This window comes from Kosmotoga pacifica (assembly GCF_001027025.1).
GTDB classification, from domain to species: domain Bacteria; phylum Thermotogota; class Thermotogae; order Petrotogales; family Kosmotogaceae; genus Kosmotoga_B; species Kosmotoga_B pacifica.
Map to the genome: position 1 here is coordinate 1,519,961 of NZ_CP011232.1, position 16,613 is coordinate 1,536,573.

General features: G+C 42.4%; 17 protein-coding genes and 2 tRNA genes. 5 read left to right on the forward strand and 14 right to left on the reverse strand.

Annotated elements, in window-relative coordinates:
- The first annotated feature begins 37 nt into the window (after nucleotides 1-37).
- The 3 genes from IX53_RS07020 (at nucleotide 38) to IX53_RS07030 (ending at nucleotide 2,694) form a co-directional block, all read left to right on the forward strand.
- The gene (locus tag IX53_RS07020; RefSeq protein WP_047754745.1) at nucleotides 38-283 is read left to right on the forward strand and encodes a TM1266 family iron-only hydrogenase system putative regulator; all 246 of its coding nucleotides are present in this window, start codon (nucleotides 38-40) and stop codon (nucleotides 281-283) included.
- 103 nt (nucleotides 284-386) lie between these two features.
- Nucleotides 387-1,379, forward strand: coding sequence for a type 1 periplasmic-binding domain-containing protein (locus IX53_RS07025; RefSeq protein WP_218916054.1), 993 nt, complete (start codon nucleotides 387-389; stop codon nucleotides 1,377-1,379).
- Entirely contained in the window at nucleotides 1,369-2,694 is a 1,326-nt protein-coding gene (locus IX53_RS07030; protein ID WP_047754747.1) for an HD-GYP domain-containing protein, read from the forward strand. Before IX53_RS07025 ends, IX53_RS07030 begins: the two co-directional genes overlap by 11 nt.
- Here IX53_RS07030 and IX53_RS10575 read toward each other — a convergent pair.
- A complete protein-coding gene (locus tag IX53_RS10575) occupies nucleotides 2,687-4,393 on the reverse strand; it encodes a GGDEF domain-containing protein (protein WP_053001236.1) in 1,707 nt (568 codons plus the stop codon). The two genes, IX53_RS07030 and IX53_RS10575, sit on opposite strands and share 8 nt — an antisense overlap.
- A gap of 89 nt (nucleotides 4,394-4,482) precedes the next feature.
- Here IX53_RS10575 and IX53_RS07040 point away from each other — a divergent pair, with 89 nt between their 5' ends.
- Nucleotides 4,483-5,496, forward strand: coding sequence for a mannose-1-phosphate guanylyltransferase (locus IX53_RS07040; protein WP_047754748.1), 1,014 nt, complete (start codon nucleotides 4,483-4,485; stop codon nucleotides 5,494-5,496).
- 24 nt (nucleotides 5,497-5,520) lie between these two features.
- Nucleotides 5,521-6,912, forward strand: a complete 1,392-nt coding sequence (gene pepV / locus IX53_RS07045) for a dipeptidase PepV (protein ID WP_047754749.1) — start codon at nucleotides 5,521-5,523, stop codon at nucleotides 6,910-6,912.
- Between the two features lie 25 nt (nucleotides 6,913-6,937).
- Here the strand turns inward: pepV and IX53_RS10780 are convergent, their stop codons facing one another.
- The 13 genes from IX53_RS10780 to IX53_RS07105 form a co-directional block, all read right to left on the reverse strand.
- Nucleotides 6,938-7,195, reverse strand: coding sequence for a helix-turn-helix transcriptional regulator (locus tag IX53_RS10780; RefSeq protein WP_350494753.1), 258 nt, complete (start codon nucleotides 7,193-7,195; stop codon nucleotides 6,938-6,940).
- Complete coding sequence (locus IX53_RS11225; protein WP_053001237.1) at nucleotides 7,083-7,457, reverse strand: helix-turn-helix transcriptional regulator; 375 nt, start codon at nucleotides 7,455-7,457, stop codon at nucleotides 7,083-7,085. Before IX53_RS11225 ends, IX53_RS10780 begins: the two co-directional genes overlap by 113 nt.
- Before the next feature lie 107 nt (nucleotides 7,458-7,564).
- Nucleotides 7,565-7,641 (reverse strand) — tRNA-Arg (locus IX53_RS07055).
- Between the two features lie 7 nt (nucleotides 7,642-7,648).
- Nucleotides 7,649-7,739 (reverse strand) — tRNA-Ser (locus tag IX53_RS07060).
- Nucleotides 7,740-7,776: 37 nt separating this feature from the next.
- On the reverse strand, nucleotides 7,777-8,412 hold the full coding sequence (locus tag IX53_RS07065; protein ID WP_047754750.1) for a metallophosphoesterase family protein: 636 nt from the start codon (nucleotides 8,410-8,412) through the stop codon (nucleotides 7,777-7,779).
- A 12-nt stretch (nucleotides 8,413-8,424) separates the two neighbouring features.
- Nucleotides 8,425-9,039, reverse strand: coding sequence for a hypothetical protein (locus IX53_RS07070; protein ID WP_047754751.1), 615 nt, complete (start codon nucleotides 9,037-9,039; stop codon nucleotides 8,425-8,427).
- Between the two features lie 6 nt (nucleotides 9,040-9,045).
- A complete protein-coding gene (locus IX53_RS07075; RefSeq protein WP_047754752.1) occupies nucleotides 9,046-11,448 on the reverse strand; it encodes an efflux RND transporter permease subunit in 2,403 nt (800 codons plus the stop codon).
- Between the two features lie 4 nt (nucleotides 11,449-11,452).
- Nucleotides 11,453-11,929 carry a hypothetical protein gene (locus IX53_RS07080; RefSeq protein ID WP_047754753.1) on the reverse strand — a complete coding sequence of 159 codons (477 nt, stop codon included), beginning with the start codon at nucleotides 11,927-11,929 and terminating at the stop codon, nucleotides 11,453-11,455.
- Nucleotide 11,930: 1 nt separating this feature from the next.
- Nucleotides 11,931-12,536, reverse strand: a complete 606-nt coding sequence (locus tag IX53_RS07085) for a hypothetical protein (RefSeq protein WP_169746208.1) — start codon at nucleotides 12,534-12,536, stop codon at nucleotides 11,931-11,933.
- Between the two features lie 79 nt (nucleotides 12,537-12,615).
- The gene (locus IX53_RS07090; RefSeq protein WP_047754755.1) at nucleotides 12,616-13,839 is read right to left on the reverse strand and encodes a S41 family peptidase; all 1,224 of its coding nucleotides are present in this window, start codon (nucleotides 13,837-13,839) and stop codon (nucleotides 12,616-12,618) included.
- On the reverse strand, nucleotides 13,836-14,612 hold the full coding sequence (locus tag IX53_RS07095) for a tRNA (adenine-N1)-methyltransferase (RefSeq protein ID WP_047754756.1): 777 nt from the start codon (nucleotides 14,610-14,612) through the stop codon (nucleotides 13,836-13,838). Before IX53_RS07095 ends, IX53_RS07090 begins: the two co-directional genes overlap by 4 nt.
- 2 nt (nucleotides 14,613-14,614) lie before the next feature.
- Complete coding sequence (locus IX53_RS07100) at nucleotides 14,615-14,881, reverse strand: metal-sensitive transcriptional regulator (RefSeq protein WP_047754757.1); 267 nt, start codon at nucleotides 14,879-14,881, stop codon at nucleotides 14,615-14,617.
- Between the two features lie 20 nt (nucleotides 14,882-14,901).
- Nucleotides 14,902-16,566: a nucleoside kinase gene (locus IX53_RS07105; RefSeq protein ID WP_047754758.1), complete on the reverse strand. Its 1,665-nt coding sequence runs from the start codon at nucleotides 16,564-16,566 to the stop codon at nucleotides 14,902-14,904.
- Nucleotides 16,567-16,613: the final 47 nt, after the last annotated feature.

Sequence of the window (16,613 nt, forward strand, 5' to 3'; positions counted from 1 at the left end):
TCCCTTCATCTGCTAATATAGTTCTGGAGGTGTATGTATGGACAGAAAAGTAGGGATTGTGGCCATCACAGTACTTGACAGAGAGAATTACCTGGTTGTGAACGAAATCCTTCACGAGTTTGCCGGCATAATACTCGGTAGAATGGGACTCCCAATAAGGGAAAAGAACATCTCGCTCATCTCTGTGATAGTCGACGGAACTACGGACGAAATCGGTGCTCTCACAGGAAAGCTTGGCCAGGTGCAGGGAGTGAAAGTAAAATCCACCTTTATAAAGATATAAATATAATTTTAAGTAAAAATGCTATAATAAAAAGCTCATATAGTTTAAGTCATTAGATATAATAACACGATGAAGACCATTCGGGGTGGTATCTTTGAGTTCTATGCATAAGATAATACTGTTAATGATTGCAATTATTGTTGTCTCTCTTTTCGCGTCTCTCTTCATCTACAGCGAAACGAGAACGGTAAAAATTGCGCTCATTTACGGCGACTTGCTCGAAGTATCTGAAGCCGCTGATGCGTTTATGGCAGACAACCCTGTAAATCTCAAACTCCTGAAAGTTAGATTGGATTCTGGAAACATGGATGAAGTTTTTGCGGAGTTAAAGGAAGAGGGTGTGAAAATAATCATCGGACCTTCTTATAGCGAAGAAGCCAGCGCTATTCTACCATTTCTCCAGAAGTACGATCTTTATGCGATTTCACCGACTGTCACATCCGCGGCCGTGGTTGGTAAAGATGGGCGCATTATCACTATGTCTATTCCTGATCGAATTCAGGTCAAGAAGCTCGTAGATTCCATGAAACAAGATGGGGTGACAGAACTCTTCGTTTTCGCTGACAATTACAACAGAACTTATGTTGATCCCTTCATAGAAATGTTAATTGAGAGTTTTCCAGGTACTGTAACCTCTGTACGTGCTTCAAACCCCGAAGAGATAAATATCAACTATCTAAGAAGTGCACTGAACTTTTCTGGAGTACTTTTCGTTGCTCCAGGGCTCCTGACGGGCTACGTAATATCAAAACTTGAAGAACTGGGCTACAACGGCCATCTCTACGCTTCTGATTACGCTCTCGACAAAAAGCTTTTTCTTTTCGATGGTGAACTCATTCGTGAATTGAAGGCATTCAGCCACGTTGCAAAACCACTTTGTTATAAAAAAACTATGGATTTTGTTGGTACTTATAATGCGTTGATTTTTGTCAAAGAGCTGTTTCAGCGCTATGGCCACGATTTGCACACGACGTTCAACAAACTCGATGGATTTACTTTTCAGGGAATGGATGGTTTTGTCGAACTCCGAGGTTATTATGTGAATAAGGATACTTCTGTAATCGCATTGAAGGAGATGATGACTTTTGGAGAGTAATTCTTTTAGAGTTTTTTGCACATTGGTGCTTGTTGCTCTGCTGACTTCTGCTCTGTTCATGTTTCATGTTCTGGCTACGAATCATGCCCGGGATTTCGAACAGATGTTCCAAAAAACGATATATCTTCTGGCATACAGTTCAAAGGATGTTTTTCGGTCAGAGGTAGTTGAGGGAAGAGTTGAAGGTATCCCCGTATCGCGCTTGATAGGAGACCGCTCCTTTGCGATAAGTCCGGGGATATTTGTAAGTGATGATTCTGTGAAATTGACAATAAGCATAGATGGGAAAACGGAATTTGTGGAAATACCGGAGAAACTAATATCAAAAGAAGTAACTTTTAAACACAAAATATGGTTTGTTGTTGATAGAAATACTAATATCGTCTTATCCAGCAATAAACACACCAGACAACTCAATTGGCTCTTTTTTGAGAACGGAAAAATATACTATATTGTAAAGATAATACTGAACGGAGATTATACCTTGTACTTCGGAACTCTTGTTCCCTGGCACTTTATCCTTGCATTGTTTGGCTTAATCGTAGCGTTTTTGATCAGTTCCAGTTTCTTCAAGTCATATTTGAGAAACCAGGAAGAACAGATAAAAAATCTTCGATTGTCGTTGGATCATATTCTCCATGAAAAAGAAGTACCTGAATCTGTTCCCGAAGAAGTGAAAGCAGTTGAAGAAAAAATCAGGAAGTTGCGTGAGGAAGTTTCAGCGAGTGCTAAAGAGATTGAAAATTTAAAACAACACAGTGCGCGGCTATCAGCCTCTCTGAACTTTGAAAAGGAAATGTGCGAAAAAAACATTCTGAATATTCTCAAGACTTTCGGTACCCTCATTGAAGAAAATGTCCATCCCGCGGGTTCACATATGGAAGAAATGATTGAACTCGCAAAATTCATCGCTCAAGAATTCGGGATCAAGAGTGAAGAGGAGTTTAACGCGCTCCAAATTGGTATAATGCTGCACGATATAGGTCTCATTGAAGAAGGCCGCAAAAAAAACGAAATCGCTTTTGAAACGAGAAGACATACCCTTGCGGGTGAGAGAATCGGAAAAATTATGGGACTCTCACCTCTGGCAAAAGATATAATAAAACACCACCACGAAGCCTATGATGGAACAGGTTTTCCCGATGGCTTAAAAGGCGAGGGGATTTCTTTGAGGGTGAGGATAGCGAGTGCGGTAATAGCATATTTTGAAGAGAAGTATGAGAAAGGGATTCCTAAGCCCATAGAAAAGATGAAAAAAAGTGGAAAGTATGATCCGAAAATACTGGATATTATAGAAAGATGGCTGTCTAAATAGCATAGATCCTGTTCTTACCAGACCTCTTGGCAGCGTAGAGGGCGTTGTCTGCCTTCTCGACGATTTCTGAAGGTGTCTCTCCATCTATCGGGAAGTTAGCTATTCCCATGCTCCATGAAATCTCTATTTTCCGGTCTTTTTCTTTGAGCCGCAGTTTCTTGAGTTTGTCGTTCATTCTACGAGCGATCTGGATAGTGTTACTCTTTGATGCTTCTGCAACAATAATAGCGAACTCGTCGCCACCGTAACGGGCAGCAAAGTCTCCCTTTCTTAGACTGCTTTTTATTACTTCGGCTACTTCTTGGATTGCTCTGTCTCCAACTATGTGTCCAAAATTATCGTTGATCTCTTTGAAGTTATCAAGATCTATCATGATAAGGCTGAAAGGCCTGTTCGCTTTGATCACACTCTCAAGAATCGAATAGAACTCCGTATGAGTATACAATCCCGTTGCGTGGTCGAGCTTGCTTGCCATCAAGATTTCTCTGAATCTCTCCGATTCTTCGATGATCCGCAATACCTGATCCGCTACGATCTCGAGGATCTCTATGTCTTCGTATTGAGGCCTTCTGCCGTCAAAAGGTGCATCCACGGAAATGTAGCCAACGATATTTTCGCCTTTGTAAATGGGAATTACAAGTATATCATCCGGTCGCCATTCAGCTTGAGCTTCGAGTAGCTCATCATAATGTCCCATGAAAGAATAGGTTGTGTCGAGCAATTTAGAGCTCTCCGGCATGAAATATGATCTGCTGACTCTGTATTTTTCATCGCGCACTTGATCGAAATATTCCAGTGGCGGTGGGTTTTCTCGCATTTTCTTAAATTCCTCCTCTGGAATTCCGGCTTGAGCTATTCGGAGGATGGCATTGTTTGCATCATCGAAAAGATTAATTATAACGTATTTGTACCCGATAGACTCCCGGATGATGTTGGCTACATCAGTCAGTGTTTTCTCTATGTCACTTTCTGATCTGACTATTGAGATCAATTCAAGAGTCTTTGCCAGCTTTGACCTTATCGACCTCAATCTGGAAAGACTGTTTTTCGCTTCCTCGTTTGCTCTCAGGAAGCCAGCAATTATCCATACGACCATCAGCGTCAGAGGGAAAAGCATAAAAGTAAGTCCCGCTTCGAACGCCATACCGGCTAAATGCAGGCTCCACAACATGCCACCAATAATCGCGAGGAAGAAAAAATAGGAGGCTTCGATGAGGTTAACTAAAAGGTTTTCGAAGGCAAGTTTTCTTCCGTTTACATATTGATTCAAAATATCCCCTGTAACGATGCTCGACAATTTGGCTATCGAGGTGAAATATAGAAGGGAAAGATAAGGATTACCATCCCAACTGGTAAAATATACTCCAGAAGCATACATTATGAAATTATGCAAGACCCGGAATAGCTTTCTCTGAGTTTTGTGCTCACTGTAACTACCTTTTTTTATTGCGGTGAGAAAAGCTGCAAATGGTGCTAAATAGGGGTTCCAAAAGATTAAAAGGGGTACCATTCCGGCAAAATTGGTGATCAAGCGAAGCTGTTTTGTCTTGATAGGCACGAGATCTGTTAAAACAAAGAACACCAGCAATGGAAGAATTCGAACTGAAAACGTGAATTCTTCCACCATGTTGATGAGTCCCAGAGCCAGCAGAGCGGAAATAGCTATTAAAATTATGTTGATGAAATAGATTTTTTTCAATAAATGATCACCTACCAGGTATGCTATGAAATTTTACTACAAATTAACGCAAAATGTAAAGTGGGAATTCTCTTTTTGGGGGTGTTTTTATGGTGAAAGCTCTCATCATGGCTGGAGGAATCGGGGAGAGATTGTGGCCTCTAAGCACCAGAAAAAGGCCCAAGCAATTTCATTCTTTTGGAGATTCAAAGCCTCTTGTAATACAGACTATGGAACGTTTGAAAACACTTGTAGATGAAGTGCACATAATTACAACAAAAGAACAGATAAATATTTTCAATCAAATGATTGGAAAAGAGGAAGAGGAGAAAATCACTCTTCTTACAGAACCTTTCGGCAAAAATACTGCCCCGGCAATTGCGCTGGGAAGCCTTTACTATGAACCGGGAGATATTATGGTCATCTTTCCTTCTGACCATATCATTCGTGATTTAGAGAGTTTCAGAAGGACCATTACCAGAGCAATCGAAGAGGCGGTGGAATCTGATGCACTCATTACAATCGGTATCACGCCCACCAGGCCTCACACTGGATACGGTTATATTGAGCGGGGTGAGAGTCATAATCCGGAAAGGGGTAGCTACCGTGTCAAAAGGTTTCATGAAAAACCCGACTTCAAAAAGGCGCAAGAATATTTGAAGGCGGGTAACTTCTACTGGAATTCCGGTATGTTCATCTGGAGGAAAGAAGTCTTCGATCGTGCCCTCCGACTTCATCTTCCTGAAATCTATCATGGCCTTGAAGAGCTGAAAGCGAAAGCAAAAAGCCTTGAAGAGGTTTACGAAAACTTTCCATCAGTATCAATTGACTATGGAATAATGGAAAAGGCGGATAACGTGCTCGTCATTCCCGGAAATTTTTACTGGAACGATGTTGGAAGCTGGGATTCCGTTTATGAGCTTGAAGAAAAAGATGCGAGCGGGAATGTAATCAGAGGTGAATTCGTTCTTCATGACGTGAAGAATTCGCTCCTTTTCAACACAACGTATCGGAGTGTTAGAATTGCTTCTGTAGAAGATGCCATTCTAGTCGTCACTGACGAAGGTATACTTCTATGCCACAGAGGTGATTCACAAAAAGTGCGTGAACTATTAAAATATTGAAAAATGACATCAGGAGGTGCTCCAATGAACAAAAGAGTTGACGATGCCCTTATGTCACTTAAGGAGGAAATGATTGAAGCGATTTTAGAGTTGGTAAAAATCCCATCCGTCCAGGGTGAACCTGAAAAGGAAGCCCCTTTTGGGATCAATGTCAAAAAGGCCCTCGAAGAAGCTTTGAAGTTGGGGGAAAGGCTTGGCTTTGTGGTCAAAAATGTGGACAATTATGCAGGGCACGTGCAATACGGTAACTCTGGCAAGCTCTTCGGTGTTCTGGGCCATCTCGACGTAGTGCCTGAAGGAACTGGCTGGAGCGTGGATCCTTATGGTGGTGTTATCAAAGACGGCTACATTTTCGGGCGCGGTGTCGTGGATGACAAAGGACCGACGATCGCTGCGCTGTACGCTCTTAAGGCTGTAAAAGACGCTGGTGTTGATCCTAAAAATAGGATAAGGATAATATTCGGAACAAATGAAGAATCAGGCTGGGGTGGCATTACTTATTATCTGGAACGGGAAGAAGTACCGGAAATGTCTGTAACTCCTGATGCAACGTTTACCCTCATCTATGCAGAGAAAGGTATTGTGAACTATAGATTTTCTAAAAGAACAGGAGAGAAAAAGAAAGGTTTTGAAATAATTGAACTTAAAGGTGGAGAGGCGTCAAACATGGTGGCCGCAGATGCTACGGCTGTCATTAAAGGGGATGTTGACCAGCTGTTAGCGGTTCTTGAAAGTTTTGTGCCTGAAAATAAAGCGACTATCAGGTGGGAAAGGAACAACGATACGTTGGCGATATTTGTGAAGGGCGTTTCAGCTCATGGATCCAAACCTGAAATGGGTGTGAACGCCATTTCAGCGCTACTCGACTTCCTCGAGAAGCTCGAACTTTCGAGGGCAGGGCTCCAGGAATTCGTGAAAACGGTGGCTTCTAAAATAGGCTACGAAACCGACGGAACCTCCCTTGGAATAGCCGGCTATGACAAAATGTCTGGACCTCTTACTGTCAACTTTGGTACACTGCGCCTTAACGCCGAAAAGGTTGAAGGGGTAATCAATATCAGATATCCGGTGTTCTTCAATGAAGAGAGAATAAAAATGCAGGTCGAAGAAGCTCTGAAAGGTTTGGAAGTCGTTAGAGAACATCATCACGATCCCCTTTATATGTCTCCGGACAGCGAGCTCGTAAAGCTCCTTGTGGATATCTACGAAAACGTTACTGGGGAAAAGGCCCAACTTCATACCATAGGTGGCGGAACTTATGCCAGAGCTGTTCCCAACGCTGTGGCTTTTGGTCCTTTGTTTCCCGGACGTGAAGAAACGGAGCACCAGCCTGATGAACGGATACTTATCGATGATCTGTTGATGATGGCGAGGATATATGCGCAACTCTTCTATATAATTCTTACACAGTGGTAAAAATCCCCGCTAAGCGGGGATTTTTTTACAAGGTAAGCAGCACGGCATATGGAGAGACGTCAATACCGAGTGACCTGAGGTACATGAGCTCTGACCATTTAGGTAAAAGGGATTTTCTGGAGTAATCGGGAAACGCTATTTCCACGGGTAATTCCAGAATTCTTGCGAGCTCATCGGCTATTGGGAAGGGTGGGATCAGCTTTCCGCGTTCCACGGCTGATATATAACCGGGATTCCTCCCGATCATTTCTGATAGCTCTTTTTGAGTTATTCTCTTCTTCAGCCTTGCATATACCAGCATTTCCAATGCACTTACCCTCCTTGCGATGGTAAAAAGGCGGAGACTTTCTCTTTAAAGCGAAATCTGGAAAGAGTTCTTCTACCGGTACCTCAAAAATTGCCGCGATGGCGTCCGCGAGGAAGAAATCCGTGAGTCTCGTTCTTCCGTTCTCGATCCTTGATAAGGTACTTCTACTGATTCCTAATTTTTCAGCGAGTTTCTCCTGTGAAATTCCATTTCTGATCCTTAGCATTCTGACAATCATTTTACACCCCACTAATAAGTATTCGGATGTATACTAACATAAATCTTCAGTAGTTTTGAAGTGTTGACTAAAATTTGCACAAAAAAACAGCCGCCAAGCGGCTGTTTTGGCGTGCCCGGGGCGATTTGAACGCCCGGCCTCCAGATCCGCAGTCTAGCGCTCTATCCAGCTGAGCTACGGGCACACGAAAATGGCGGAGAGGGAGGGATTCGAACCCTCGGAGGGTAAAAAACCCTCACTTGCTTAGCAGGCAAGCGCCTTCGGCCGCTCGGCCACCTCTCCACCTACTCTTTCATTCTAACACGCCTTAAAGTTGGTGTCAATAACGTGATTGGGGCTTGGTCTCTGCGCAATCGACGGAGAAAAATTTCATGTCATCTACTCTGAGAGCTGTTAAACTCCCACCAAATACGCATCCTGTATCTATGCCTATTTTCCCCTCGAGAATTAGAGGTGCCCGGTAGTTGGGCGTATGCCCGAAGATTACTGTTCCTTTTTTGAAGGGTCTTTCGTAATAAATAAAATCCTCTCTAATCCAGAGAAGGTCTTCACTTTTTTGCATTTCAAGAGGTATACCTGGTCTTATTCCAGCGTGAACAAAGAGATAACCAGAATCTGTGTGGTAGAGTTTTGTGTTTTCAAAAAACTGAATGTGGTTTTCAGGAATACCCTCCAGTCCGCCATAGCTACGCAATGTTGCTTCCATACCGTTCAGTTCCCAATATTTTCCCCAAGGACCTCCATGTAGATAATCCAGAAGCATTGCTTCATGATTTCCTCTCAGGAACACACAATCATATTTAGTTGAGAAGTTTATCAGAAAGTCTACTACTTCTCGGGACTGTGGACCTCTGTCAATATAGTCACCGAGAAAGACGAACCTGTCTTTCTTTTGCGGCCTGATTTTTCTAATCAGGGCTCTGAGGGACTTAAAACAACCGTGAATATCCCCTATCGCGTATAACGTTCAAAAAACCCCCTTCATAACAAACAGCCACACAATAGAAATGCCTATCCCGAATATGGGACTCAAGACCCATTCCCATTTGCTGGTCTTTGAGAAGAAGAGGCGATAGAGAAATCCTGCAAGCGTCACTATCGCCAGCCACTCAAAAAGACCCGCGAAGGTGAAAATATATAGTGCCAGTCTTTCTGAAATCCCTACGGAATCCTTTTCCTCTTTTGTAACAATGCCTTTTCTGAAGAAATAAGTCACACCTACTGTGACAAGCAACATTCCCAGTAAATACCAGCAAAACTGAGGGGTAATGTAAGAATCCTTGAAGTAGTTTCTGCTTAGAAAAGAGAGTATCAAAAAATATCCAACGGCAATTATCTCAATGAGATCGTCAGGGAGGCTCTTTCTCATATAGAGGATTCCCAATTCTCCCGCGATAGCGAAGGAAAATAAAAGAATACCGAGTGAGCTTGTCAGGAGCGAATCAAACGTAAAGGCCAAAAAAACAAGTGCTGCCCAAATAAAATGCTTCCAGAAATTAAGCCTTTCGAGATCTTTCAGCTTGTAACTGTTCACAAAAGCATGATCTGCTACTAAATAAACAACGAGCAAATGCAATGGCATCCAACTTCAACCTCCTGTCCTGGTCTTTTCCTTCCATGGTAACACAGGGACAGCCATGGTGGCAACAACCAGAGCGACAAACACGCCAGCAGCCATGCTGAGTCCAAAGTCTCTCAATAGCCTTCCTTGTGCAAAAGCAAAGCTGAAAAAGGCGAGTATTGTAGTCGCTGAAGACATGGCCACCGATTTGAGTGTTCTCGCAGTTTCATAGGTATTTTTGACTGTAGAACTGTGTATCATATGCACGAGGCTATCCACACCGATGCCTATTATAAGAGGAGCTGAAATTATAGTTATGAACGTTGTATCGATACCAAGAAGTTCCATGAGACCGAACATGGCAATGAGTATACCAAACATGAGAATGAGTAATTTGATGCTGTCACTGATATTCTTCCTGTCGGTGAGCACCACGAGAAAGACCAGCACCATGGCAATCAAAGAAATGGGTATTGAAATGCCTCTTATCGTGTCCATCAGGTAATAAAATACCTGTGGATAACCACCGACATACTTTTTAAGTTCACCAAGACTGTCAAACAAGATCTTTATCACATTATTCCTGTATATCCGGTCTTTTGGTTCTGCTTTAATTATAAAATACTTTTCACCATCGGGTGCTTCGTAAATAAGTTGCTTCTTCAATGAGGGTGGTAGGTTTGCAGCTACAAAGTTAATGAGTTCATCGGGATCATTGATGTTTTGTGATTTGTCGATGAGCTCAATAAGGGTATCATAATACCTCGCTTTTCTCAAAAGGGTTTCCAGAACCGGCGATCCTCTGAAAGAGTTTATCTTCTTGATCAGAGATTTGAACTGGGAAAAATATTCCTCTTCATCGCCCTGGACTATATCGAGCAATGAAAACAGGTTCCCAATATAAGGATTATCTTTGAGTTTTTCGTAAACGTCTTTCATGTCGTCGGCTTTTACGATGAAAGGTACAGTATTTGCAATACTCGCTTTGAATACGCGTTCAATCAAACTCAACGTTGAAAGCATTTCTGACTTTTCTGCCATCAGCCCAGGGGGAGTGTAGGAAAAATTGTTCAGGTTTGAGATCCCCAGATAGCTCATAATCAACAGGAAGAGAATCACAGCAGTCAATGACAGTCGCCTAAACTTTCGCACTGACCCTGCTATATAATAGAAGAATTTATCGAGGGAATGGATTTTCGCAGACGCCCCACCTTTGCTGATACTGCTCAATGCCAGAGCTGGCAAAAAGATATACATCACGGCAAAGAAGACTGTTATGCCTATAGAAGTGAGGACTCCCAATTCTCTAACTGCCGGAGCATCGATGAGTGCAAGGATTACGAAGACCAGCGCAGTAGTGATCATACTTACAAGGAGTGGTTTTGTAATGGCTCTATAAGTGCTTGCCAGTATCGTACGCTGAATCTTGTTTCGCTTAGATTCGTCCGATAGCCGGGTGATTATGTGAATGCCATAATCTATCCCCAATCCAAGCGTGATGGCATTTACGAATGTCGTTACTATGTTGAGCTCCCCGAAAATAAGATATGCAATTCCCAGAGTTATAAGCATGGCCACAATCAGAGAAACGAAGATGTAGAGCGTGATTTTTACGCTAGAATATGCGGAATAGAAAAGCAGAGCAATTCCGAGTAATGAAATAATGGTAGTTACAGTGAAGTCCCTATTAGCTTGTTTGTAGGATTCATAAGTGCCAAAATGGTCTCCCGTTAGACTGTACTTAATGTCAAAGGGTTCCAATCTGCTTTCTATCCACGCTTTTAATTCTGGTATTACCTTTAACACATAATCTATGTCAGCAGAAGCACCGTTTAATTTCAATCCCATAATAAGAATCATCGGGTCGTTTTCTGGAAATTCGTCAGGAAGTCTTATATAGCTTTCATAATCTCTACTGGTGCCTGGGTTGCTTATCTCTCTGTACATGTTCATCAAATGCCAAAAAGAGAGTCCCGCATTGTGTATGGCAGTAAACTCGTAATTGAGGAGCTTTTCTAGGTCACTGGAGATGTTGAGAACACTATCGAATGATGGTATCTTTTCCGGATCTACGAGCACCATACCCAGTGCACCCAGTTCCGAGAGATAGTCGAATTTCACGAAGCCTTCGATATATGGAAAATCTTTTGAAGAAGAAAACAGCTCTTTGGCTGCCCTTTTCAGTTTTTCGACACCTTTTTCATTCTTTTCATCGGTCTGAAGCACCACATAAGTTATATCACCTGTGCTAGAGTTCCGCATAAACTCTCTATATCGTTTTATCACCGGATCGTCGGGCGGAAGAATTTTCATCAGATCAGAATTTACGACCAGCTTGCTGGCATAATAACCTCCGATAACCGTCAGGAATAAAAAGACGGCGATTATGGGCAGTTTGTAATTGACAACAAAAGCAGCGAACTTTCTCATTGGATCACCACACAAATAATAGCCAGATGAGCAAAGCCGTTCTGGCCATTTTAAATGTCAAAGGCAATAACAGAGCTTTTAGTTGCAATCCCCCTTTTACTTTTAATGCGACCCACTCTAATACCAACGACCAGAACCCAATTGGGAGAAGGATGTAAAACTGCCGCTCATTTGTCAATAAGGTAAGTGGTGTGAACAGGTATGGAACATAGCACAAAAGTATGGAATAAAAAAGGGCGTCATTGAACACCCTCTTATAAACCGTGCTGATTGCAAAAATGTAGATTATAGGAGCCAGGGCAACCATAATAGCCAATCTAACACCGAAAGACGTTCCCATAGCTTTGCTGAACATCGAAAACATGGGAAAAAAAGTTACCACAAACGCTCCTGATATCAGGGGTAAAAGCCATAATGCTCTTCTATCAGCTCTCAAAAAAGCCTTTTTAGGTAGAAAAACAGTATCAAAAATCAGCTCCATCTCATCTCACCGTGTTTTTTGTCGTTAGAAAAAAGCGAAGTGGCATTCTGACTAGCCCATGGCTATCCAGGATAGAAGCCACTTTTTGAGAAAGCTCAACATCATCACACACAGCCACCGATCCATTACCGTTGATGATATTATAAATGAAATATCCCACGTTCTTATCTGTTAACTCAAATACATTGCTCAGCTTTAGCTCCCCTTCCTGGTACTCACTGTATTCTTCAGTTGAAATTAGACAATATCCCGCTGTATACCTTATGAAAAAGGAACCATAGTCCCGGATTTCTTCTATTAAACGCCGTTTTCCGAAAAGAAACGAATACACCTTCTGACTTTCAACATTCAGTCCTGTTTCCATTCGTGCATAGAGGGCGAGCTTTTCATACTGCGAATAATTCGTTGATAGTATACCCAGCTTTCTGGATTTGACGATATACGTCCATGGTCCAAGCCCCAGCTGTTTTGAACTTTCAATTACCGCACTTGCGTTTGATAACGCTTTGAGCTTGTTTGCAGCATTTCGTAATGGCGTATAAAAAACGGATTCGACTTTAAAGACCGGAGCTGGGACTCTTCGTATAAAAATTTCTTTCTGGTTCAAATCCGTTTGAAAGAGAACCACCGTGCCAAAAACGAGGGCTAAAACGGCAAAAATGAGTACATATCCGGTAAAACGCATGTCATTTTAGTTTTAGCTTTTCCTCAATAACTTCTAAAGCTTTTTTCAGCTGCACATCGGATTCTGGATCGAGCTCGACTTTTGAAACTGTCAATTCACTACTGCTATTGGTACTGATAGTTGCTTCTACCGTGATGTCCGGTTCAATACCCTTCAGGTGAATATCAGAACCGTTTGGCGTGAGGTAATGAGCGGTTGGAAGCCAAATTTCCCCACCGTTTGATAAGTTGTAGACTGTCTGTACCGCGGCCTTTCCAAAGGTCTTTGTTCCGACGACAGTCGCAACGCCGTGATCCTTTAGTGCACCTGTGAGAATCTCTGAAGCCGAAGCACTACCACCGTTAACAAGAACGACTATTGGTTTGTCTTTAAGCAGATCGCTAAAATAGCCGCCCCAGGATCTGTAAACTTCTTCTGAACCGTTCCTATCTCTTATGGTGATCACAGTTTTCCCTTCTGGTAGAATAAGGCTCGCAATTCTCAATACACTGCTCAAGAGCCCTCCTGGGTTGTTTCGCAAGTCAATGATGAAAGCGTCAAAGCCGATAAGGCTGTAAAGTGCCTTCTGAAATTCCTCATAGGTCGGATTGCTGAACTGCGTTATCCTCACATAACCGATGTCCCAGCCATTGTAGTCAATGCTCGAATACTTCACTGTTTTGATTTTGATTTTTGCTCTGGTAATTGTTATTGTCAAAGGCTCTTCGAATCCCTTTCTCATCACTTTTACTGTTACTTCCGTGCCTGGAGTGCCCCGGAGCAGATTCACTGATTCGTAATAACCCGTTTCGGAAACAAGGTGTCCATCTATTTCGAAAATGAGGTCTCCTGTGAGCAAACCAGCTTCTTCAGCTGGACTATCCACCATGGGTGCTACAACTTCAAGACAGTCGTATTCCGTGTTGTATTGAACCACGGCGCCTATGCCACCATATTCCGATTTTGTTTCTATCTCGTTTTCAGTGGTCTGGACGGGCGTAAAATACCATGCAAATGGATCATCAAGTCCCTTCATAACCCCCTTGAGCGTTTCATTGAGTATTTTGTCGTAATCGACCTTTTCTACATCATAATAAGCCTTTTGAACGTAGTTTAGTATCTCAAAAACGGGTTGGAATTTCGATAGCATCTCGTCATATTTCAGACTTTTAAACGCGCCAAAAACGAATACACTGACTATTATTGCCATTATGGCAAGGATTTTAATGACTTTTCTGTTTTTCATCCAATCTCGCCTCCTCTAGAGACTTTCACACCAAAGATCAAATAGGCAGTATGGCCGACCATTCTGTCCTCTGGTCTAAACCTCTTTGGATTTGTCTTCATCTTTCTAACGAAAATTTCCCACACTTCTACATCCACTGCCCCCAGTTCTTTCAGGGCTTCAAGAACGTCCTGAACCTGATTTGTCGTAGGACAAAGGACACAAAACCTTCCCCCACCTTTGAGGGAATTGAGGACGTTTTTTAGATGTGGTACGGGCTCTGGAATATCGAGGAAAAAAGCGTCAGCATTTGTTTCGTCGATTCCCTCTTCGATGTCTTTCAACTTGAAGGTTACCCGTTTCTCTAACCCGAGACGGCTGACATTCTCCCTTGCACGCTCCATGAATTTTTCTCTTCTCTCGTAAGAAACGACCCTTCCATTCGGTCCAACGAACCTTGCAAAAGCGCCTGTCATTGAACCGCTCCCCGCTCCACATTCGATCACCAGATCGCCGTCTTTTATATCAAGCATTAATATGATAAAGCCCATATCTTTGGGATAGACGATCTGCGTTCGTCTGTTGAGGGTGAATATGTGGTCTACGATGCCGGGCTTCAGCAAATATGCCAAGCTTCTACCGATCTTTATGACATCCCCATACTCTTTCCCAATGATCTCTTCATGCAGTATGTTACCAAGGTGGGTACCAAATATCCCGCCTTCTTTCAAGGTTATTAAATAACGCGAATCATCATCGGTAAGTACGAGGACTCTATCCCCGGATTTTATCAATTTTAGAACCTCCTGAGTTTGATTATACTTTCTATGAGAGCATCCAGTTCAGAAACATCTCCTTTTTCGTTCATTTCTAGAATGCACTTATGAGCATAGCTCTTGGCTGTGAGTTCTGAGACCTTTGATAAGGCTGAAACAACGGCGGAGACCTGTATCAATATATCACTGCAGTCGCGCTCTTCCTCGATCATGCGCTGGAGTCCGCGAACCTGTCCCTCGATCCTTTTCAGTCGTTTTATCAGGTCCTCTTTAGAAATTTCCTCCATGCACCTATTCTCCTTTCGCGTTAATATCTGAACGTGCTCCCGCCAATAAACTCTCTCAAGATGGATGTCTTGGGTATCTCTTCCATTGCCGTAACAGGCAGGAAATAGTCGATAAATCGAAGTAATCGTTTTGCTTCAGAAAATTCAGGTTTTGTATTATCTATCTGTAGCAATAAAGGTTCAGCGAACATTTTGAGTACAGCAAGCTCATATATTAAAGCGGAATTAAACATCACGTCGGCTTGCTCTTGATAGGGAAAAATATACTTTTCTTCGCCGTTGCGAACGCTTTCCCACATTCTTATTGTATCAAGGGCACTGTGCCCACGATAACGATAATCTCTCACGATTCTCCTTAGTAATCTGACATCCGTTGTTGGAATCCTGTTCATATCATCAAGGTTCATCTGAGTTAGTGCGCTTACATATATCTTAAACTTTTTTTCGGAAGTTATGCTACTACTGAGAAGCTCGTTCAATCCATGTATGCCTTCGACGATAATTGGCTGATCTTCGTCTATTTTCGTTGGTGTCTCTCTAAAGCCCCTTTTACCGGTCTTGAAATTGAAGCTCGAGAGGTATACTTCTTTTCCCTCCATAAGTTGGTTCATCTGCTGGTTGAACAATTCGAGGTCCAGGGCGTGTATAGATTCAAAATCGTAGTTTCCGTTTTCATCTCTTGGTGTTTTTTCACGGTCAACGAAATAATCATCGAGAGATATCTGTATTGGACGATAACCCAGTACTTTCAGGTGAAGCATTAATCGTTTAGAAAAAGTCGTTTTCCCAGAACTCGAGGGACCCGCTATTAATATCAGTCTGGTCCCCTTTCTTCGGCTGATCATATCGGCTATATTTGCGATTTTCTTTTCATGTAAAGCCTCAGCGATTCGGATCAGTTCAGCTATTTCGGCATCCCCAGATGCTATTATACTGTTCAATTCACCTACAGTCTTCACTCCGAGAATTTTTCCCCAGTTTTCGTGTTCCATAAATACCGAGGCGAGTTTTGGTCGATCGGAGAATTCAGGTACTTTTGTAGGTGAGTGAGTGGTGGGGAGATTCAGTATGAAATACTTTTGTTTATAAGGGAATAGTTCAAACCATTTAAGATTACCGGTTGACGGGGGCATGTACCCATAATAGTAGTTGAAGTACTCACCGCAACGGTAGATATTCACCGTGCTCTTTTTTCTGTATTTGAAAAGTATGGCTTTTTCTCTCTGATTGTCCTCGGAAAATAGTTTTATCGCTTCAAATTTGTTGATGGTTTCCTTGATGAAGGGGAGGTCTTTCTCCACAATCTTTTTCATCTCTTCTTCAATGGCTTTTAGGTCTATTACTTCTTTTATACCGGATACTTCGCATACCAGACCGGAACCGAGGGAATGGTGGACATAAAGCTTCACCTTCCCGTATAGCTGCCTTACGGCCATAAACAGAATGAATAGTATTCCTCTAGTGTAGATCCTCAATCCATCCGTATCTCTGAGATCTACAAATTCGATCTCAACATCTTCGTTCACTCTTTTTATCAATTCTGCCATAGCATTGTTCATCCGTGCAGCCATGATGGGTGAGGTGAACTCTTCCTGATAAAATTTGGCGATTTCAGCTAATGACGTACCCCTGGGAAAGAAATCCTCCCTGTTCAAATTTTTTACTTTCACCCTAATTGGCTTCACTACTTTCCCTCCCCACGTTCTTGACACCTTAAAATGGCGGTGTTAGA

Excerpts from the sequence above, each read along its gene's own strand:
- IX53_RS07020 (WP_047754745.1), top strand. The coding sequence starts at position 38 with ATGGACAGAAAAGTAGGGATTGTGGCCATCACAGTACTTGACAGAGAG.
- IX53_RS07025 (WP_218916054.1), top strand. The coding sequence starts at position 387 with ATGCATAAGATAATACTGTTAATGATTGCAATTATTGTTGTCTCTCTT.
- IX53_RS07040 (WP_047754748.1), top strand. The coding sequence starts at position 4,483 with ATGGTGAAAGCTCTCATCATGGCTGGAGGAATCGGGGAGAGATTGTGG.
- pepV (WP_047754749.1), top strand. The coding sequence starts at position 5,521 with ATGAACAAAAGAGTTGACGATGCCCTTATGTCACTTAAGGAGGAAATG.
- IX53_RS11225 (WP_053001237.1), bottom strand. The coding sequence starts at position 7,457 with ATGATTGTCAGAATGCTAAGGATCAGAAATGGAATTTCACAGGAGAAA.
- IX53_RS07070 (WP_047754751.1), bottom strand. The coding sequence starts at position 9,039 with ATGCCATTGCATTTGCTCGTTGTTTATTTAGTAGCAGATCATGCTTTT.
- IX53_RS07075 (WP_047754752.1), bottom strand. The coding sequence starts at position 11,448 with ATGAGAAAGTTCGCTGCTTTTGTTGTCAATTACAAACTGCCCATAATC.
- IX53_RS07080 (WP_047754753.1), bottom strand. The coding sequence starts at position 11,929 with ATGGAGCTGATTTTTGATACTGTTTTTCTACCTAAAAAGGCTTTTTTG.
- IX53_RS07090 (WP_047754755.1), bottom strand. The coding sequence starts at position 13,839 with ATGAAAAACAGAAAAGTCATTAAAATCCTTGCCATAATGGCAATAATA.
- IX53_RS07100 (WP_047754757.1), bottom strand. The coding sequence starts at position 14,881 with ATGGAGGAAATTTCTAAAGAGGACCTGATAAAACGACTGAAAAGGATC.